Annotated in this window: 15 protein-coding genes and 7 pseudogenes; 9 read left to right on the top strand and 13 right to left on the bottom strand. The window is 55.5% G+C overall.

Going from position 1 to position 19911, the window contains the following annotated elements; genetic code table 11:
- Window positions 1-35: 35 nt before the first annotated feature.
- Complete coding sequence (locus R6X40_RS30060; RefSeq protein ID WP_318418702.1) at window positions 36-728, bottom strand: response regulator; 693 nt, start codon at window positions 726-728, stop codon at window positions 36-38.
- Window positions 729-931: 203 nt separating this feature from the next.
- Between R6X40_RS30060 and R6X40_RS30065 the strand changes: the two genes are divergently transcribed.
- The gene (locus R6X40_RS30065) at window positions 932-1678 is read left to right on the top strand and encodes a phosphatase PAP2 family protein (RefSeq protein WP_318418704.1); all 747 of its coding nucleotides are present in this window, start codon (window positions 932-934) and stop codon (window positions 1676-1678) included.
- Window positions 1679-2019: 341 nt separating this feature from the next.
- Here the strand turns inward: R6X40_RS30065 and R6X40_RS30070 are convergent, their stop codons facing one another.
- Window positions 2020-4101 (bottom strand): carboxy terminal-processing peptidase, encoded by a 2082-nt coding sequence (locus tag R6X40_RS30070; RefSeq protein ID WP_318418706.1) that lies wholly within the window; start codon window positions 4099-4101, stop codon window positions 2020-2022.
- Between the two features lie 371 nt (window positions 4102-4472).
- A pseudogene (locus R6X40_RS30075) lies at window positions 4473-4571 on the bottom strand (IS5/IS1182 family transposase); the annotation flags it as partial.
- Window positions 4572-4660: 89 nt separating this feature from the next.
- Here R6X40_RS30075 and R6X40_RS30080 point away from each other — a divergent pair.
- The 4 genes and pseudogenes from R6X40_RS30080 to R6X40_RS30095 form a co-directional block, all read left to right on the top strand.
- Window positions 4661-5269 carry a J domain-containing protein gene (locus R6X40_RS30080; RefSeq protein ID WP_318418708.1) on the top strand — a complete coding sequence of 203 codons (609 nt, stop codon included), beginning with the start codon at window positions 4661-4663 and terminating at the stop codon, window positions 5267-5269.
- A 673-nt stretch (window positions 5270-5942) separates the two neighbouring features.
- Window positions 5943-6383, top strand: a pseudogene (locus R6X40_RS30085) (IS66 family transposase); the annotation flags it as partial.
- 42 nt (window positions 6384-6425) lie between these two features.
- Window positions 6426-6690 (top strand): annotated as a pseudogene (locus R6X40_RS30090) (ISAzo13-like element transposase-related protein); the annotation flags it as partial.
- Between the two features lie 9 nt (window positions 6691-6699).
- Window positions 6700-6810 (top strand): annotated as a pseudogene (locus R6X40_RS30095) (IS5/IS1182 family transposase); the annotation flags it as partial.
- Between the two features lie 3 nt (window positions 6811-6813).
- On the opposite strand, the gene fcl reads toward R6X40_RS30095, so the two are convergent.
- From fcl to R6X40_RS30115, 4 genes are all read right to left on the bottom strand, one after another.
- The gene (gene fcl / locus R6X40_RS30100; protein ID WP_318418709.1) at window positions 6814-7758 is read right to left on the bottom strand and encodes a GDP-L-fucose synthase; all 945 of its coding nucleotides are present in this window, start codon (window positions 7756-7758) and stop codon (window positions 6814-6816) included.
- On the bottom strand, window positions 7758-8819 hold the full coding sequence (gene gmd / locus R6X40_RS30105; RefSeq protein WP_318418711.1) for a GDP-mannose 4,6-dehydratase: 1062 nt from the start codon (window positions 8817-8819) through the stop codon (window positions 7758-7760). Before gmd ends, fcl begins: the two co-directional genes overlap by 1 nt.
- A gap of 283 nt (window positions 8820-9102) precedes the next feature.
- Window positions 9103-9993 (bottom strand): FkbM family methyltransferase, encoded by an 891-nt coding sequence (locus tag R6X40_RS30110; protein ID WP_318418713.1) that lies wholly within the window; start codon window positions 9991-9993, stop codon window positions 9103-9105.
- 76 nt (window positions 9994-10069) lie between these two features.
- Entirely contained in the window at window positions 10070-10756 is a 687-nt protein-coding gene (locus R6X40_RS30115) for an FkbM family methyltransferase (RefSeq protein ID WP_318418715.1), read from the bottom strand.
- 162 nt (window positions 10757-10918) lie between these two features.
- Here R6X40_RS30115 and R6X40_RS30120 point away from each other — a divergent pair, with 162 nt between their 5' ends.
- Entirely contained in the window at window positions 10919-12166 is a 1248-nt protein-coding gene (locus R6X40_RS30120) for a hypothetical protein (RefSeq protein ID WP_318418716.1), read from the top strand.
- A gap of 108 nt (window positions 12167-12274) precedes the next feature.
- Here the strand turns inward: R6X40_RS30120 and R6X40_RS30125 are convergent, their stop codons facing one another.
- The 6 genes and pseudogenes from R6X40_RS30125 to R6X40_RS30150 form a co-directional block, all read right to left on the bottom strand.
- A complete protein-coding gene (locus R6X40_RS30125; RefSeq protein WP_318418717.1) occupies window positions 12275-12664 on the bottom strand; it encodes a hypothetical protein in 390 nt (129 codons plus the stop codon).
- Window positions 12665-12833: 169 nt separating this feature from the next.
- Window positions 12834-13565 (bottom strand): aspartate/glutamate racemase family protein, encoded by a 732-nt coding sequence (locus R6X40_RS30130; RefSeq protein WP_318418718.1) that lies wholly within the window; start codon window positions 13563-13565, stop codon window positions 12834-12836.
- A 6-nt stretch (window positions 13566-13571) separates the two neighbouring features.
- Window positions 13572-14393: pseudogene (locus R6X40_RS30135) on the bottom strand (ABC transporter permease).
- Between the two features lies 1 nt (window position 14394).
- Window positions 14395-15253: pseudogene (locus tag R6X40_RS30140) on the bottom strand (ABC transporter permease).
- A gap of 223 nt (window positions 15254-15476) precedes the next feature.
- Window positions 15477-16766 (bottom strand): PotD/PotF family extracellular solute-binding protein, encoded by a 1290-nt coding sequence (locus tag R6X40_RS30145; RefSeq protein ID WP_318418720.1) that lies wholly within the window; start codon window positions 16764-16766, stop codon window positions 15477-15479.
- A gap of 35 nt (window positions 16767-16801) precedes the next feature.
- Window positions 16802-17890, bottom strand: coding sequence for an ABC transporter ATP-binding protein (locus R6X40_RS30150; RefSeq protein WP_318418722.1), 1089 nt, complete (start codon window positions 17888-17890; stop codon window positions 16802-16804).
- A 267-nt stretch (window positions 17891-18157) separates the two neighbouring features.
- Here R6X40_RS30150 and R6X40_RS30155 point away from each other — a divergent pair, with 267 nt between their 5' ends.
- The 3 genes and pseudogenes from R6X40_RS30155 to R6X40_RS30170 form a co-directional block, all read left to right on the top strand.
- Window positions 18158-18862 carry a GntR family transcriptional regulator gene (locus tag R6X40_RS30155; RefSeq protein WP_318418723.1) on the top strand — a complete coding sequence of 235 codons (705 nt, stop codon included), beginning with the start codon at window positions 18158-18160 and terminating at the stop codon, window positions 18860-18862.
- Window positions 18863-18999: 137 nt separating this feature from the next.
- Window positions 19000-19294 (top strand): annotated as a pseudogene (locus R6X40_RS31710) (transposase); the annotation flags it as partial.
- Window positions 19295-19678: 384 nt separating this feature from the next.
- A partial coding sequence (locus R6X40_RS30170; protein WP_318418725.1) for a hypothetical protein occupies window positions 19679-19911 on the top strand: 233 nt, incomplete at its 3' end.

The raw sequence follows: 19911 nt of genomic DNA on the forward strand, positions 1-19911 counted from the left end.
CGTTGCAAGCGGCAGCGCAGGGAGCCCGGGTCTCTTCATCTTGGATCCGAGAAACGGTAGCCGATGCCCCGCACGGCTGGAAAGAAGCCATTCTGCCCCATGTCTTCCAGTTTGCGCCTGAGGTTGGAAATATGCGTATCAACGGTGCGCACCAAAGCATCGCTTTCCGGAAGGCAGGCGTCGAGAATATCGGCGCGCGCAAAAGCCTGGGTCGGATGGCGGATCATATAAGCGAGAATTCGAAATTCACTGAGCGTCAGGGAGAGATGCGTGCGCCGCTCATCTTTGGTGACCGATGCGGTATAGCTGGTGAAATCGACTTCTATGGCGCCGAACCGCTTGATGGCGTCGGCGCGTTCTCCCTGCGTCCGGCGCAAAACGGCCTTGACCCGGGCAACCACTTCTTGCGGGTTGAAGGGCTTCACAACGTAGTCATCGGCGCCAAGGCGCAGACCGCTCAACCGGTCGATGTCGTCGGCAATCGCCGTCACCATAATCACCGGCGTTGACCCGGCCTGACGCAAGCGGGCAAGCACGCCGAAACCATCGAGTTTCGGCAGCCGCACATCGAGCAACACAATGTCCGGCTTCAGATGGGCATGATGTTGAAGCGCGATTTCGCCGTCGCCAGCGCGAACCGTACGAAAGCCGTCCCGCAACAGATATGCTTCCAGTATCTGCGCGATTGCCGGTTCATCCTCTACGATCAGAACGAGACTGTTATCCACCCTAATGCCTTGCGGTTCATCAATTTTCTGTGCCTGCCTTGCTACCTGACAGACACTATCACGGACAAAAAAACTTCTGCAATTTCCAAGTACGCTTTCGACCGCAAGGCGCACGGTTCTAAACAGGGACTTGATTGCATCCCCACCATTTCTTGACAATCCAATTTCATTTTGTCGCCGGTTCAGCCCTCGGAGATGCCGGCATGCGAAAATTTGCGTTCGATTATTGGAATCCTGGTTCCCGGGCCGTGGGCCTGCACCGGCCAGTCCCGCTCTCAAAGGCCGACAGCGCGCTTGCCATCATCGGAACCTCGATCGTCTGGGTCAGTTTTGTCTTCATTGTCTTTCCCAACCTCGATCTTGTGGTCTCACGCTGGTTTGTCAGTGGACAAACCTTCGTAATGGCCGACAATTCCTTCTTGCTGCAGGTAAGAGATGTCAGCCGCCTGGCGCAGCCCTATATCATCGGCTCGATGATCGTGCTGATCGCGCTGTGGAAATTCCTGCCGGCGCGAATGTACATCTGCCCGCCTCACAAGCCCCTGTTCGTCCTTTTGAGTTTCGCCGCAGGCCCGCTTCTCGTGGTCCAGACATTGAAGATTGTCATCGGGCGTGTGCGCCCCCGCGCGCTTGTCGAGTTCGGTGGCACCGCGGATTTTACGCCGGTGTGGCAGTTTTCCGCCGCATGCAGCCGCGCCTGCTCCTTCCCGTCCGGCGAATCTTCTGCTGCTGCCGCGTCGCTGTCACTGCTGATCCTGGTGCCACCGAAATTCAGGTTGGGTGCTGCAATAGTCGTGGTGCCGTGCCTTATGTTCGTGGCTCTTAATCGCGTCCTTCTTGGTGCCCATTTCCTGTCGGATGTCTTGCTTGGTTGGCTGCTCACAATGTTCGCCATGGCCTGGGTCTGGCGCTGGATGAAAGCGCGTTCGAAATCGAAACTCCAGCGGTGAGATGGAATGAGAACGGTATGGGCCTTTCTCTGAGACGCTATTTGGGGGGCTCCCTTTCCAGGAAGCGGCAACACGGACCCAAGTGCCCCCCGATCTGTCACCCTTGTCTTCGGCTGTGTCCCAGAGTTGACGGGGTATCGCGTTCGTGGCGCGATGTTGGGTCAGAACAAGAACGAGCGACGGCACCTTGTTGAGTAGCCGTTCAAAACCTTGGCAAGGTCCGGTGATGCCTGAGGCATCACCGTTTGGAGAATGAATACACGATTCAAAACACCGCATGCCGTAACGCTCTTCGCAATGGGCGAATTTCGGTCCGTGCTTCCCAATTGTCGTGTGGCTGGCTATCGCATTCCTTCCAGCAGATTTGCCTCGTCGGCAAGAATGGCTGCCGCCTCATTGAGCAAAACGTCTTTTGCATTCTTGCGGGCATTTTCAATGGCAATATCAGCGCTCAGGCTGCGCTCGTTTGATTGCAGCCCATCGTCTGTACCAAGGTCCACACCATCGTTTGCTTGCGCGCGCTCTTTGAGACGTGTTGTTTGAGCAGCCAGTTCATTTCGACGTTCGGTGAGATTGAGGGAGATGACGCCTTTGTCGCGCTGGGCTTTCAATTCGGCAATATCTTCCACGAAGCGCTGGAAATCCCGATCGTTGCGCACCCGAGCATCGTGGCTGCTTTGCAGTTTCGGCAGCAATGCCACGATCGTATCGGCAGCCGTATACTTCGCAGGCTTGATCTGGGTCCACGGTAGCGCGTTGTCATAACTCGCTTCACCAAAGGTCTTTGGGTCCGAAAGGCCCGGCAAGCTGATATCGGGCGTAACGCCGCGCAGCTGTGTCGTACCGCCGTTTACCCGGAAAAACTGCGCAATCGTCAATTTCAGTTCCCCGAATTTTGGTTTGCTGTTGCTGGCCGCCTTGTCGAGATTGACCACGGTTTGCACGGTACCTTTGCCAAAACTGGGCTCGCCGACGATCACGCCACGGCCGTAATCCTGTATCGCGGCCGCAAAAATCTCGGAAGCCGAGGCAGACCCGCGATTGATCAACACCCCAACCGGACCTGTCCACGCGGGCACGGGAAGGTCATCGCTCCCGACCTCTATCTTGCCGTCGGCGCCGCGTTGTTGAACCACCGGCCCCTTGCCGACAAACAGGCCGGTCAAATCAATCGCCTCGCTCAGCGAACCACCGCCATTGTTGCGCAAGTCCATCAGAACCCCATCAACATTGTCTTGCTTCAGTTCGACGAGAAGCTTGGCGACATCGCGGCTTGCACTTCTGTAATCGGCGTCACCTTTTCGCCGCGCTTCGAAATCTTCATAAAACACCGGAAGTGTAATCACGCCGATTTTGCGCGTTGCATCGCCATCCTTTATAGACAGAACGGCCTTTCTGGCGGCCTGCTTTTCGAGGCTTATCTTATCGCGCGTCAAGCTGATGAGCCGATGGCTGGCATCTGGCCCGGCATCCGCAGGCAAAATGTCCAAGCGCACGACAGACCCTTTTTCCCCTCGTATCATTTGCACGATTTCGTCCAGGCGGGTGCCCACCACTTCCTTGAGCGGGCCGCTCTCGCCTTGCCCGACACCGGTTATGCGGTCTCCGACCGCGAGCTTGCCGGACAGTTGGGCAGGCCCACCCGCCACGAGTTCACGGATCGTCGTGTAGTCATCGCGTTCCTGCAGCACCGCGCCGATACCAACCAGCGAAAGCTTCATCGAAATATCGAACTCAGCCCCAGCCCTCGCGCCGAAATAGTCCGTATGCGGGTCAACCGACGTCGTATAGGCATCCATGAAAGACTGGAAAACGTCGGCGCTCTTGTACTTGAAAGCGCGCTCAAGGGAATTCTGATAGCGATTGTCGAGCGTATCGCGAATAACCGCGTCTGTCTTGCCCGCCAGTTTCAGCCGCAGCCAGTCGCCTTTGACGCGTTTTCTCCAGAGATCATCGCTTTCGGTTTCAGATTGCGGCCAAGGAGCGTCATCGCGCAACAACGAATAGGTTTCCTGCGCACCGAAATCGAAGTTCTGCTTGAGCACACTGCGCGCATATTCCATACGGCCGGCAACGCGCTGCGCATAGACGTTGAAAATTGAAAACGGAATCCGCAGGTCTTCCCGTTTGATGGCATCGTCAATCTTTGTGCTGTCGGCCGCAAACGTATCGATGTCCGTCTGTAGGAACAGCATTCGGTCCGGATCCAACGACTTGATGAACCGGGTCATAATCTTGGCCGATAATGCATTATCGAGCGGAACGGGCTTGTAGCCGGAACGCGTCAAAAATTGTGCGCTCAATCGAGCGGCTTGCGCCTGCTCCTGCAATGGCTCCAAAACCGGCGGCGATCCCGCTTCCAGAGCATATGCGGTTGACGCGATTGCCAGGAAAATACCAATCACGCTGTATTGTATACGCATTCTGCTCTGATCCAATTCTTAAAGCCGTGTCGTTCACAGATGACGTTGGTGGACCAATTATGGTTCTTTTGCAACTGAAGCGATGTGTTGCATCGATACTCCAGCCTGTCCGGTTTTCATTTTGAAGAGCCACGCCGTCTTCATCAATTCAATAATCCGTGACGCTGAAACCCGGATGTTGGACAGAGTTGGTTGGTTCCGTGTGAACAGTTTCGGGCGTTCGACCCGTGGATTTCCGCCCCGGTCATGGCTGCTTCCTTTCGATGCTTGTGGCCGATCAACACGGACCACCTTCTAACAACATCCTCAAGGGAGCAGCCACACCCGCGGCGCAGACACCAATCACCCCATCTGTTTGAGAATAGCTGTTGATGGGCTCTGCGCCTGATGAGTAGGCTTCCCATTGCGATGTGGATCACGGCCTGTGAGCAGTCGATGCGCTTCTCCTAGTCGCGCACGAGACGCCGCCACAGGCGCCTATTTAGGGCAGATTGAAAAACAACTCCTCAAAACGCATCAATTATTGCCGAAATGACCCATCTGCGTCCATATAGGCGTCATGACGCTTGATTCGAAGATATTTGTAGGGCTGAAGTCTGCCCGGAAAAAATCCGTTCCCACCGGCGAACCCGCTGGTCCGAAATGCCAATGGGACGGTTGTGAAAAGACTGGCACGCATCGCGCGCCTGTTGGACCAGGTGCGGAAGGCCTGTATCTGTTGTTCTGTCTTGAGCACGTGAAAGAATATAACAAAGGCTACAGTTTCACGACGCCTCCATCGAACGCGGACGTCGCCCGCTACCAAAAGGAAGCGACGACCGGTAGTCGTGCGACCTTTGGAACGAGGGTGAGCGAAGCGACCGAGATCCCGATGCCGTCTACTCTCCGCTCCGGTTCTGCCAAGACAATCAACGCCCGCAAGACCGCCACAAAGCGCCAGGCACAAAACACAAGCCTTCAAAGACGAAAACTCAAGGTTCTCGAGGCCAAGGCTTTCGAAACACTCGGTCTTTCGGAAGACGCGACACCGGAGGAGATCAGGAGCCGCTATAAGGAAAGGCTCAAAATGCACCATCCCGACGCCAACCAGGGTAATCGAACCTCCGAAGACGAGCTTCGTGCCTCGATCGAGGCGTATAAGATCCTGAAGCTGAACGGATTTTGCTGAGGCTCACTCGTTGATAGCTGTGTACGGCTCAACCAAACCCACGAACCGCGTCTAGCCGTCTCTGCTTCGAAGGGAAAGGTGTGCACAACCGCTGTCGCTCTGGCTGACAAAATGGCGCGCAATGCAAGGGCGATCATGACCAGAGAAGGACGATATCCAGCATACTCGACAACTCGATAAGATAGGCCCTATCCGAACTGCGCTTGGGGAACAAAGGCTGGGACAAGAAAGCTGGCGGCGTCATGATGGAGTGATGTGAAGGCAAAAGCAGAGTGGACCGACATGGATCGTTCGAGCCCTTTGCACCGTATTGAGCGATCAAGCACGGTAATATGACAGGGAGCGGGCCGGGTCTCATGATCAGGGCCAGCGGTCATATCAACCGCGCTTACAGGCGTCAGAAAGCCGCGCCAAAGGCGATGCCGGGGAGAGGTTATAGCGCCTCAGGACAACATACTTGCCGTTCCGTGGGTAGGACTCATGCCGCAGCGCGCGCCTAATCTGCGCGACGCGCGCTTGGTCCTCAACACACTGCTTTCGCCGGAAAGCAAGTCAGCGCTGTTGGAGGCGGTTTTCAATTATCTCACGGCTTCGCCGGCCTTGAAAATCTCCAGAGCATCGAACTCGGTCCGGCTGAAGTAGATCGGGGGCTGGATAGTCGAGATTATCCGGCGCAGCGACAAGGCGAAAGAGCAACATCGCGCCAGTGCGACTGGTCTTCTGCCTTGCTCACGCGCGACGCAAGTTTGTCGATGTCGTCAAGCTGACCGGCTCTTCAGAGGCTTTGTCGATCCTCGCCAGGATCGCCGAAATCTATCGCATCGAAGCAGGCCTGCGCGGGGAAAATGCCGATACCCGGCTCATCGTCAGGCATCGCGAGACGGCGTCCATCATGGGGGAGCTGAAGGCCAAGCTTACCGAGCTGAAAGACGAGGTCTCGTCGAAGTCGGCGCTTGGCAAGGCAGTTTCCTACACATTCAACCGTTGAGGTGGGCTGACAGCGTTTCTCGATGATGACCGGATCGAGGAAGACTAAAATGTCGTCGAGCGTTCGATGAAATCCGTGGCACTGACGAGAAAGGACTCTTTGTTCGTTGGCAACGAGCGGGGTGGATAGACCTTCGCGGTCATCGCATCCCTCGTCAACACCTGTAAACTTGCCAGCAAGTGGAACAAGATCGAACTCAGGCGCTTCTCGTTCATCTCTCGCAACTGGCGCGGGCGGCCGCTCACTGACTACCAAACCATTGTCGAATTGATCGGTGCCACAACGTCAACGACAGGCCTGATGGTACGCTGCGAACTCGATGGAACCCATTATCCCGCCGGCATCAAGATTGCCGACGCCGTCATGCGCGCTCAACATCATCACCGACGAGTTCCATGGCGAATGGAACTATACTATCAGCCCAAATCCCTAAAGCCGCAGCGGCAAATGTTCGGCGCTTCCTAAGGATGTCGAAAAGTCCATCGTCTCAGTCGAGGCGTGGATCATGATCGCCCACATTCTCCTCGTGAGCAGGTGTCTTGCAAGGCGTTGACAGTCATTGAGACCTTTTCGAGGTAGACTCTAAGAACCACCCGTACGTGCTTTCAATTCCAGCCCGCAATGGAATTGACGGCGCCCATCCCATGCCTCTCAGTTTGTCCGAACTCATTAGCTTGCGCGGTGTGCCATCCGGTTTGGACAAATCCTGAACGATCTTGCCCGTAAAGCCAACTACACCACAGACGATTCGTGTAAGCTCCAAGATCGTCACATCATCGCCGTACCCTACATTCACATGTTGATCGCCCGAATAGGTTTTCAAAAGGAATACCAGTGCGTCGGCACAATCTTCGGCATGAAGAAACTCCCGGCGCGGTGAACCCGTGCCCCAGACAACGACTTCCTTATCACCGTTGAGCTTAGCTTCATGGGTTTTGCGAATAAGAGCCGGGATGACATGGCTCGAGTTCAGATCGAAATTATCGCCCGGTCCATAGAGATTTGTCGGCATCGCGGAAATATAATCGTGCCCATGTTGCCGGCGGTAAGCCTGTGCCATCTTTATCCCGGCAATCTTGGCGATAGCATAGGCCTCATTTGTGGGTTCGAGTGGCCCGGTCAACAGCGAATCTTCGGTTATCGGCTGTGCGTTCAGCTTCGGATAAATGCAGCTCGAACCAAGAAAAAGCAGGCGCCCGATGTTATTCTCGTGCGCCGCCTGCATGATGTTGGCCTCAATCATCAGGTTGTCATAGAGAAAGTCTGCCGGATAAGTATCGTTGGCAAGTATACCCCCCACTTTCGCCGCAGCTAAGACTATCGCATCGGGCTTGACATCATTGAGATAGGTTTCCACCTGCGCCTGGCGCCTGAGATCAACTGTGCTGCGGTCAGCAGTCACCACCTCGCACGCCTCGGAAGCAAGACGCCGAACGACCGCACTGCCCACCATCCCGCGGTGGCCAGCGACCCATACGCGCTTGCCCGCCAGTTCAAACATCAGACGTCCTTCGTGATCGCAGAAGCCTGCATGAGATCGTAGTCTTCCCTTACCATTTCGGACACCAATTCACGCACACTGGTATCGTGAACCCACCCGAGTTTTTCCTTAGCCTTGGTGGGATCTCCGAGTAAAAGCTCAACTTCTGTCGGCCGGAAGTAGCGGCGATCAACCTCGACAAGCATTTTACCGGTTACGTCATCGTAGCCTTTTTCGTCGACCCCAGTTCCCTTCCACACGATATCGATACCAACATCCTTGAACGCCCACTCAACAAACTGGCGTACCTCGGTGGTCTTGCCGGTGGCGAGAACATAGTCATCCGGCGTGTCCTGCTGCAGCATGAGCCACATTCCCAGAACGTAGTCTTTCGCATGGCCCCAATCCCGCTTTGCATTGAGGTTTCCGAGGTAAAGCTTCTCCTGCTTGCCAAGGGAGATCGCCGCCACGGCGCGGGTAATTTTTCGCGTAACGAAGGTCTCACCACGCAGCGGACTTTCGTGATTGAACAGGATGCCGTTGGATGCGTGCATCCCATAAGCTTCGCGATAGTTCACGACGATCCAGTAGGCATAGAGCTTCGCCACCGCATATGGAGACCGCGGATAGAAAGGTGTTTTTTCGCTCTGGGGTACCTCTTGCACAAGCCCATACAGCTCGGATGTCGAGGCTTGGTAGAAACGGCTTTTATTTTCAAGTCCAAGAATCCGGATCGCTTCCAAGAGACGGAGGGTTCCTGTTCCATCCGCATTTGCGGTATATTCGGGAGTCTCAAACGAAACTTGCACATGACTTTGCGCAGCAAGATTATAAATTTCGTCGGGCTGCGTTTCCTGCACAATTCGGATCAGATTGGTTGCATCCGTCATGTCGCCGTAGTGGAGGATGAAACGCGGATCCGCCTCGTGCGGATCTTGATATATGCCTTCAATCCGCCCGGTATTGAACGACGAAGAGCGCCGTTTTACGCCGTGAACTGTGTAACCTTTATCGAGCAGAAGCCGCGCCAAGTAGGCGCCGTCCTGACCGGTTACACCCGTGATTAATGCTGTCTTTGTCAAACCGACCCTCATTATCTAACAAGCGCATGCTGTCTACAGCTTGTGATGGATTACAATCAACCTTTATGGTCGAGGAACCTGACCGGTAGCAGATTGTCTAGACTGCACTACCTTTTCCAAACTGGAGTGCCGTTTAAGAAGCGCTAGCGCCACGGCGCTTGTCGCAAGACTTGACCCGGTGTCCCAATCAGAAAATGAACATGAGCGCTGTTTCGGAAGCTGAATATAGAATGATATGATGCCAAACACTCACTCGAACCAACGCCGAGGCCTACTCCGGATATCAGGGCGCCGAGTCGAGATACGCCACGAGTTGCCTCGGGTCGGCCGCCGCAATATCGAGACGTCCGAGGGGAGAAAATTCCGAGAATACGGGGGTAACATTCGGTGATGAGGCCAAAATAAAACCGTCGAGGCTTGTCGACTGATTGTCAAAGTCAGAAGAGACCTCGATCCTGTATCCATACCCGGCAAGAATATCTACAACTTCGGCGTGCATACTCTGGCTGTGTGTCGAAATGAAAACGTAATCGACACGTTTTTCGCTAAGGAAGTTTTTGCCACCTCGCAACATCTCGACTTCGTATCCTTGAATGTCAGAATGCAAGATATCGAGGCGATCTAACTTGCGGCTGACGGTAAAATCATCGACCTGAAATGAGTCCACACCCACGAAGGATTTGATGAACTCGCCCGAGTAGTTATTGATCCTGAAGTTGTTCTGACCGCATCGCAGGTTGATTTCTTCAGGCTCAACCATAAAACATTGCGCGTCCGGGAAGTTCTGCAGGAACCACATCGAGTAATGAGCCCAGTATGCGCCAAGCTCTATCATACGCGGTAAAGTACTTTTGATCTGCTTCAAGGTTTCCTGGAAACAATATTCCTCCAGTGGCTCGTGAACGCCGCGGTTCAAGATCAGGATATCGCTAAAATCCTTATAATAGGCGAGGTCGCCTTCGACGGCAACACGGTGACCGTTGTGTAGGATCACACATTTGTCTCTGTCAACGTAACCGGCTGCGGGAACCTTCGCGATCAACAGATTGAGCGGATCGGAGATAATCTCTCTATATCTCTCGATGACAATATTTGCTTTATCAAGCGTGGCCGGATTTCCGTAGGCTCTCGGAATACGGGACCCACGTACCTTTTTAAGCAGTCTTTTAAGCATCCATTTTCCCTAAGCCATCGATCGAAGAAGATTGGAGCGTGGACGTTACCCCGACTATCCAAGCGAACTTCATTGCTCAGCGCTTCCGGTACCACGCATCCCATCTGGACCATTCACGATAAACACGATCATACCCCTTCGGGAGGAGGATTTTATCCAGCTTTTCGTTCGCGTCGGTATTGTTATGCTCAATGCAGAACAGGCGGACGTTAAATCGGTCAAAATCGAAGGTAGAGAGGATATCCGGCTCGTTGCCTTCGGTATCGATGCTGATGAAATCGATATCCGCGGGCGCGCCATGGGCATCAAGTAGCTCATTGAGGCTGATTGTCGTTTGCACGATTTCCACGCTTTCCTTTCGCCGGATATCGGCGTGGCGGTCCTTGAAAGCATGATCGGTCATGGACGAAAGCTCAGGATGATCGGCGACAAACCGCATCGTCACCGACTTGCCAGTCACCGCATCGACTGGCTGTGTATAGAGCGAAGCTCTCCTGATCTGACGAATACCGTCGGCAAACAAGGGATTAGGCTCAGCCAATATTCCCTTCCAATCATACTCGGTTTCGAGCAGATATGTGTTGCTAAGCTGCTTGCCGTCAAAGGCACCTATCTCGACAAAGAAGCCCGCACGCTTACCACTCAGCTCCGCCACAACCCAACGGTCCTGCTGCAACTGGGAAAAGCTGTGTGCGTTCCAAAAAGCCGGACGCTCCACTGAAGGGGGGGTCTTCTTCAGTCCCAACCATTTTCTAATGCCCACGTCGTAACCTGCCTGGGTTAGTGTTAACTCTTCAAGTAATCGCTACGTGAAGCCTGCGTGGAATGCAAGAAACTTGCGCGTACGCATCCACGTTAGAAAAATTGAACTCGCCAAATCCTCAGGTTTCACTTATTAAAACTGTCGGCAACTAAAGGGTGTCAATTGCTCGAAAAACCTAAAACGTCGGCGCAGCAACAGGTCCGCAAAATGCTGATCGTTGAAAGGAAGCTTGTTCGCAATAACGGCCACTTTCATACGCAAATATCGGCGTTGCAGCGCCTTTTGCCGAATCATTCCTGCCATATACTGGCGGGCGACGGCTACGATGACTTTCTCGGGCCTGCGGTTGGAAAATTCGGCGTAGATGCGAGCAAGCTGGCGAAACTTGCCGCGCGCGCGAAGTACGGAAGTATTCGACAAAAGCTGGCCGCGTTTCTGACAATTGCAATGCGTGGGAAACCGTCGCTGCGTCCACCTGAGCCCATGGTCGATACGCTTGTCGAAGCCTGCAAACGATTAGGTCTGAGCCGCCAAGACCTTGTGATTATACCGTCCGCTGACCTGAACATGCTTGAAGCTGCTCAAATTGTCGCTGAACGCCTGGGAAGTAAGGCTCCAGCGATTTGCTTGCGCTTTTTAAGCCCCGACTTTGGCGAGCACGACCACGCTATCCGCAAGCGGGCACTAAATGCAGCAGCAAAAATGAATTCGGATAGAATTACCCTCTTTTCGGAGACTGTGGAATTCGCCGGATACGCACAGGCACAGTTTGGCCTTTCGATTCACCCCTATTTTTACCTTCCTTGCAGCATCGAACTCACGGCAACGCAGCCCTGCAAAACAGGCAACATACGCACGTTCCGAGTCGGAATCTTCGGAGCTCCAAGGCTAGAAAAGGGTAGCCGCCGACTTCACGGCATTGTAGAGGCCACCGCGCAGGCAACACAGAGCAGTACTCCCCCGATCCAATTTATTATCCAAGGCTCAGAGCCTGATTTTGGGAATTCCGGCATCTATAAGGATCTCGCCTCTTTTGCGTCCCATAACGGGAAGGTGAGTGTTGAACAGCATTCGGCCTTGATGGATCAGGATGACTTTATTGCTCTTTTCCAATCCGTCGATGCCGTGCTGCTGCCCTACGAAGTCTCATTGTATAGCTTGCAGGGATCGGGCGTCGTGCAGGACGCGGTTGCAGCCCGCAAACTGATCATCCATTCGGATAAGATGGCGATGGCCGAAATGCTTTCGCATGGCAATGCGTTCGGGGCCACGACCAACGAGGAATTTGCGCGCGAGATCGTGAAAACGACGAATATCAGCCAAGCAGACGTGGAATCCGCCACCGAACAGGCATTCGCGCATTTTCAACGGGGCCAAAAAAACCATCCGATTTCCAAGGTATTTTTGTGAAACCGCGGTAGATGAGAAACTGCGCCCAGCATGCGTGAATGAACAACTTGCATAATTTTGACAGGGTCCAAGCGCTTTTCCGCAAGATAATCGCCAGCATCCTTCAAACTACCGACCTGCAAAAACCCTTTTCTCGGCTCGAGCTTGTGCAAAATCCGTGGTGATTTTGGGGAGAGGGAATTGCGGCGTGATCCGGCCAAGTTGCGATGGCGTCAGAAAAAACAAATCGCTCATGACAAGTCCTCCTGCCAGGAGTGAATCGAAACTCCTCCAAATTGGAAAGAGCTTAATTAATACGCCCTGAGCCTGGCCTGAAAACTTGTCGAGGAGCCACGGCTGGCTTCGCTGCGGATTGCCGCCAGGCCCCCGGTCAAGCTGAGCATTCAAGAAGCCCAAATCATCGCCATGCTGACACGGAGCTGTACCAATCGCCACTACGCATCCGCGCTGAAAATCAGCGAAAAGACCGGTAAAAACTGCATGACTGTCCTCATGCAAAAGCCAAACGTTCCGTAACCGGCTCGAGGTTCTGATCGCGGCGCAGAAACTCGATCATGACCAGCTCATCGTTGCGGCACTAACGGTGCCTTCGGCATATAGCGTCTTGTTCTGACGCCACCCTTAAACCTGTATTTGGAATGTTTTCTCTCTAGGATCAACTTGCAGCCTACCTGCCGATCGGCGAGAACTCAGCTAGAGCGCCCTCATAGGTCTTGGCGAGCGGCGTGACGTAGGAGCCACGCTTGCTGGTGGTCAGGCGCTGGGCAACCAGTGCTTCTGCCTGCTTTACGGCTGCAGATACACCGTCGATAACGGGTACGCCATATTGCTGTTGCAGCGCGTGGGCGAGATCGGCCATGCCCGCGCAGCCCAGAACGATCGCCTCGGCGCCGTCCTCCACAAGCGCGATCTCTATTTGCCTCCGCAACTTGCTGAGTGCCCCGGAGGCAGGGTCCTCTAGTTCGAGCACGGGAATATCGGCCGCCCTGACCCGCACCCGGCCGCCAAAGCCGTAACGGCGTGTCAAGTCTTCGAGCAGGACGCGCGACCGCTCCAGCGTCGTCACCACGGTGAACCGCCGCGCCAGGAAACCTGCAGTCACCAGAGCTGATTCACACAGCCCCACCACCGGAAAGTGGGCGAGCGAGCGGGCAGCATCCAGTCCCGTATCATCGAAGCAGGCTATGACGGCCGCATCGATGCCCTGCGCAACGGCGATCTCGGAGAGCAAGCCCGGCACCGCCAGCGCGCCGTCATAATGGCCTTCGATCGAAGCCGGCCCCATCCTTGCGGTCGCCGCGACAATCTTGGTACCGGCGGCTGCAACTGCGCGGGCAGCTTCCACCGCCTTGTCCGTCATGGATCGGGTAGTGTTGGGATTGACGACGAGGATGCGCATGCGGGATCAGACCACTTTCGCCTGCCGGTGGCGCATGACCAGGATAATGGCGAGCGCAAGCAGGATGATGGAGAAGGAAAACAGGGTTGTGACGGTACCGAGCGCATAAAGCACCGGCGTCGTAACGTTGGTCGTCATGCCGTAGATTTCGAGCGGCAGCGTGTTGTAGGTGCCGGAGGTCATCAATGTGCGGGCGAATTCATCATAGGAAAGCGTGAAGCCGAACAGCCCGACGCCAATCAGGCTGGGTGCGATCATCGGCAATACCACATGGCGGAAGGTCTGCCAGGACGTGGCGCCAAGATCGCGGGCGGCTTCCTCATAGGCAGGCGAAAACCGGTTGAACACGGCAAACATGATCAACACGCCGAAGGGCAGCGTCCAGGTCAGGTGTGCGCCGAAGGCCGAGGTATACCATGCTGGTTTCAGGCCGAACTGCTGGAAGACAACGCCAATTCCGAGCGAAATGATGATCGACGGCACAACGAGGCTTGCGACCGTGAGATAGAACAACATCGTTGATCCCTTGAACTTTCGGCGGAAAGCAAGGCCAGCCAGCAGCGACACAGTGACGTTGACGATCATCACCATCAGCCCGAGCGAGAATGAGCGCTTGAAGGACGCCCCGAAATCCCCGACCGCCTGCCGTTCGAACAGGTTGAAGAACCAGTGCACGGAGACGCCATTGAGCGGAAACGTCAGGCCTCCGTCCGGCCCCTGAAAGGACAGAATAAATACGGCCGACAGCGGACCTTAGAGAAACAACACGAAAATCGTGAAGAAGGCCGCCAGCACGTAGAATTCGAGGGTGCGCTTTTCGTGGCTCATCTCACAGCTCCTTGCGGATATCGACGACACGCAGAATGGCGGCGACCATTGACAGCACGACGATCAGCAGCACCACTGCGTTGGCGGCAGCTGCCGGATATTGCAGCAGTGACATTTGGTTCTTCATCATCAGCGCCACAGAAGCGCTCTGGCCGCCGGACATCACTTGAACTGTCGAGAAATCCGCCATCACCAGCGTCACGACGAAGATCGAACCAATGGCGATGCCGGGTTTGGCGAGCGGTATGATGACGTTCCAGAGGACCTGCCAGCCATTGGCGCCGACATCGCGCGCCGCCTCGATCAGCGACCGGTCGATGCGCATCAGCGTGTTGAAAATCGGCGTCACCATGAACAGCGTATTGAGATGCACCATCGCCAGAACCACGGCGAAATCGGAATAGAGCAGCCATTCGATCGGCTGCGGGATGACACCCATCTCGATCAACGTGGTGTTGACCAGGCCGTTGCGGCCAAGAACCGGAATCCACGAGATCATCCGGATGATGTTGGATGTCAGGAACGGCACGGTGCAGACGAGAAACAGCACCATTTGCATGGTTGTCGTGCGGGATATGGAAGGCGAGGAAATAGGCGACCCAGAAGCCGATCAACAACGTCAGTCCCCAGACCATCGCCGTGTATTTCAGCGTGTTGAGATAGGTTTTCCAGGTGACCCAAGAGCCGAGCGTGTCACTGTAGTTCATGGTCAGGAAATCAGGATAGAGCCCGGCAAAATCGTAGTCCCAGAAGCTGACGACGGCGATCATCAGGATCGGCAGCAGGAAGAAAAAGCCGAGGATCAGCGCCAGGGGCGCAGCCTGCAGATAAGAGGCGGTATGAACCGCGACCTTGCCGATGCTGGCAGCGAACGCTGACTTTCCTGGCTCCGAAGCCTGCGTCTCTTCTTCCGTGATGACTGCTGTCACGTCGTCGGTCTCCGGTTTTGATCTTTGAGTCGCAAAAAACCCTCATCCGCCCTGTCGGGCACCTTCTCCCCTAGAACGGGGAGAAGGAATAAGCGGTTGGCTCTGTCGTCCCCTCTCCCCATCTACGGGGAGAGGGCTAGGTGGGGGCGGCCCTTTACGCCGCTATGAACTCGTTCCAGCGCTTCACCATGTAGCGGTCCTCGTCCATCACCGAGTTCCAGCAGGCGACCTTGCCCATGCGCTCTTCGAACGAGCCACCGTCGCGGACGGCGCCGGCCTTCTCCATGACCTTGCCTTCGGGGGACATGATGTCGCCAGCGGCGGCCTTGCCTTCGATCCAGTAACCCCATTCGTCGGCGGTCATGAACTCCTTGGCGGTGTCCATGGCGGCGGAATAGTAGCCCTGGCGGTTGAGGTAGCCACCGACCCATCCGGACGTGTACCAGTTGATATATTCATACGCCGCGTCGAGCTGCGCACCCTCGAGATGGGCTGCAAGACCAAGACCGCCGCCCCACGAGCGATAGCCTTCCTTGAGCGGCTGATATTTGCAGGCGATCCCCTTCGAGCGGACGGCCGCAACGGCGGGTGACCACATCGACTGAATCACAACTTCGCCGGAGGCCATCAGGTTGACGCTTTCGTCGAAGGATTTCCAGAAGGCGCGGAACTGGCCGTCCTGCTTGGCTTTGATCAGGAATTCGATCGTTGCGTCGATCTCTTCCTTGGTCATGTTGCCCTTGTCGGCATATTTGATGTTGCCCATGGCTTCCATGATCATCGCGGCATCCATGATGCCGATCGACGGAATGTTGAGGATCGAGGTCTTGCCCTTGAAAGCGGGGTCCATGATATCGGCCCAGGAGGTGATGTCGCGGCCGACGAGGTCGGGACGGATGCCGAGCGTATCGGCGTTGTAGATGGTCGGAACCATGGTGAAGAACTGGGTTTCGCCCTTGGCAAACGTCTTGTCACCGACTGCTTCGACATAGCCGACCGTGTGAGGCGCGGTACCCTGCGCAATCACGCTGTCCGGCTTCAGCTTGCCGGTTTTGAACAGCGGCACGATCTTGTCGTAATATTTCAGCTTCTTGATGTCCATCGGCTGGATGACACCGGCGGGGAACACCTTCTTCAGAATCCAGTATTCAATGTCGGCAATGTCGTAGCTGTCCGGCTGCGTCACGGCGCGCTGTGCGGCGGCGTCGCTGTCCGTTGCCGTCATTTCAAGCGTGATGCCGAGGTCGGCTTTGCACTTTTCGGCAATGGCGTTGATGTTCGATACGCCGGTGCCGAATTGGCGCAGCGTAATCGGGTTCTGCGCCCAGATGGTCGGGAAGCCGGTGATCAGGCCGGAGCCGATCATGGCACCGGTTGCGGCTGCGCCGGTTTTCAGCAAGCCGCGACGTGAAATGCCTTTGGGAGTCTTGGTTTCAGTGGTCATATCAGTTCCCTCTTTTTTGATGGTGATGGAAAGGTTCAGGCGGCAATCCGGCCAAGCAGGACGGCATCCTCAAGGCCCCAGCTGAGCGGCACGGCGTCGCCGACCGATACGGGTTTTTCGAAATAGTCGGCGTCTGTGGCAATGACGGTAAAATCGTCGCTGCCAGCGCCGACGACGGTGATCTTCACGGACGATCCGCGATACTCGACATTGGACACGACGCCATTGAAGCCGAGCGTTTTCTCGGATGGCTGCGCCAGCCGCACCCGGTCGGTGCGCACGCCAATATCGACCGGTGCTCCAGGCTGCTGCGCCGGTCCGGCGACGGTAAATGTCTGGCCCTCGGCCACCTCCAGGGTCACCTTACCCTCGCCGCTATCAACGACGCGGCCGGTGAGAACATTGTGATCGCCCATGAAACGTGCGACGAAAGCCGTTGCAGGGCGCTCGAACACCTCGCGCGGATGCGCCGCCTGCTCGATGCGCCCGTCATTCATGATGACGATGATGTCGGCGAGCGCCATCGCCTCTTCCTGGCTATGGGTGACGTGCACGAAGGTGATCCCCAACCTCTTCTGCAGCTTCTTCAGTTCTGCGCGCATGCGGATCTTCAAGAAGGGATCGAGCGCCGATAGCGGCTCATCGAGGAGCAGTGCTTCCGGATCGGTGATTAGCGCACGCGCCAACGCCACGCGTTGCTGCTGGCCACCTGAAAGCTGGGCCGGACGCCGGTTGGCATAGGGCTCCATCTGCATTAGCTTGAGCATATCCAGCGCCTTGGCGCGACGCTCTTCCTTCTCGACGCCTTTCATCTTCAAACTGAAGGCAACGTTGTCGATCAGATCGAGATGCGGAAACAGCGCATAGGACTGGAACATCATTGCCGTGCCGCGCTTGGCAGGCGGGAAGTCGGTGACCACCGTATTGCCGAGGCGAATGTCGCCCGAGGAAATGCTTTCGTGGCCGGCGATCATCCGGAGCGTCGAGGTTTTGCCGCAGCCGGACGGCCCGAGAAAGCAGCAATAACTGCCGGACGGTATTTTCAGGCTGATGGAATGGACGGCAGTCGTGCTGCCATAAATCTTGGAAACGGATACGATATCGATTTCAGCCGCTTTGGACATCAAGTCTCCCCTGTGACGGGAATATCCATGCATCAAGCGTGCCAAACTGTGTGCGCCGCAACAAGAAGCTGAATTGACTGGATTATTTTCGACATGACAAAATTGCCGTGATTTTACGCACCTTAAGGATTGCTTAAAATATAGCCGTTCGTCAGCAATGCATTCAAATGATCGTATACAATTTGATCACGCAGATGCAGACAAATTCCCATTAACTTTGCTCCAGAAGCGCGCTAGGCTAAGGCACACAACCCGGAACACGACTTGATGACATCAGCAGCAGCGCCCGCCGAAGACCCGATCGACGTCAGCACGCAGTATATCCGCGATTCCATTCGTGATGCGATCGTCGACCGCAGACTGGCGCCCGGAACAAAACTATCAGAGGCAGATGTCGGAGCGCTGTTCAAGGTCAGCCGCACCCTGGTGCGTGGTGCTTTGCAAGCCCTGTCTTATGAGGGTTTGGTCAATGTCGAGAAAAACCGCGGCGCCTTCGTCGCCTACCCTTCGCCGGAAGAGGCACGCCAGATCTTTGCCACGCGCCGGGTGATCGAGCCGGGTATTTTGCGCGAAGCCGCGAAACATATCGGGCCGTCGCATCTGCAGCATCTTCGGCAATTGCTGACGGAAGAAGGCCGCCTGACGGGCGAACGTGGCCAGACGGCACGACGTGCCGAGATTAAGGCTTCTGGCGATTTTCACCTGACGCTCGCCTCGATAACCGGGAATGCCGTCATGCAGCGTTTTATGGATGAGCTTGTCGCCCGTTCCTCACTGGTCATTGCCCTCTATGGTCAATCAGCCATTTCAAGCTGCGGCCATCAGGAACATCAGGATATCGTCACAGCGATCGAAAGCGACGACCTCGACCGTGCCTGTCATCTGATGGTCCACCACATCGATCACATAGAAGCCGACCTTGACATGCGCGAAAATAGGGGAAGCGACCTGCGGGAAGCTCTCGGACTGTAGAGCCAGCGCGCGCACCTAACCGAGGCCAGGGGGTGTGGACTTTTAGAAATCCCAAACAGCTGATGATGTTATTCGAGGCTGTGCTTTGGAGATAGTGTCCGCGGGCGCACCGATCTTCTCTTCGTGACTGGGATCGGATATCGCGGCAGTGTCATTGGCGATTATGGCACGGGGGTTCTTCGGCGCGCGATAATCGCATGTTCGTGGAGGCGGTCTTGTGGATTGAGCGAACTGGCGCGCCTTGTCGGGAACTGCCGGATGCTCGGCGATTGGAACGGCGCCTTTCGGCGTCTTAGCCGTTGGAACCGAAAAGGCGCCTGATCGCGTCTCTTCCAGGCAATGTCAGATGATGGTGGTTTCGAATGCCTGATCCCCAGCAACGTTATTATCCACGCTAACCAGCATGCATCCGGCGCAATGAAGGGACTGGAGATCAGGCCCTGGCCGCAACAGTGGCGCAATGAGGCGATCCCCAAGCCGCTCAATGAGGCAAGAGAAGTTGCAGAGGCGATTCAAGCGTTGTTTGGCCGTGCCGGACCGTTAGATTTGAAAATGGAATTCCACGGCTGGGAACCGAGGCTTCGGCCAGGGCCGGTCAGATCAAGGAGGGCCGCATTTGTCGATCGCGGGCAGCTTAATGAACTGTCGCGGGAATACGAACTGACAGGAAGCCCTAAAAAGGGCTGTGGTTAAGGATGTGACATGGTGGGAGGTCTCTATATCGGGCCGGGAAACCACCATCCTGCAGGCTGCTTGGGATAGTGCGAATATCGGCAAATCTCGTACGCTTTCGTTTTGACTATCTGGACAAGATTCTTGGCGTTGGAATCCGGGTGTTTCGATGGTTTTTGTGGTGTGTTTGGTTGTTTTGGAAATACAGTAGCAAATACAGCTACTTACAAGAAACATGATTTTCTTTCCCACTGTGTGTTGACTTCTTTTGGGGTGTGGGACTATAAACCGCTCACCAACGAGGGCGGCGGCGCTGCTGGCGACCGACGAACTCGCTCTGAAGTTTCTTACGAAAGTTTGGTGCGGATTGTGGGTTT

The organism is Rhizobium sp. PL01, from assembly GCF_033447125.1.
Taxonomy (GTDB): Bacteria; Pseudomonadota; Alphaproteobacteria; order Rhizobiales; family Rhizobiaceae; genus Pararhizobium.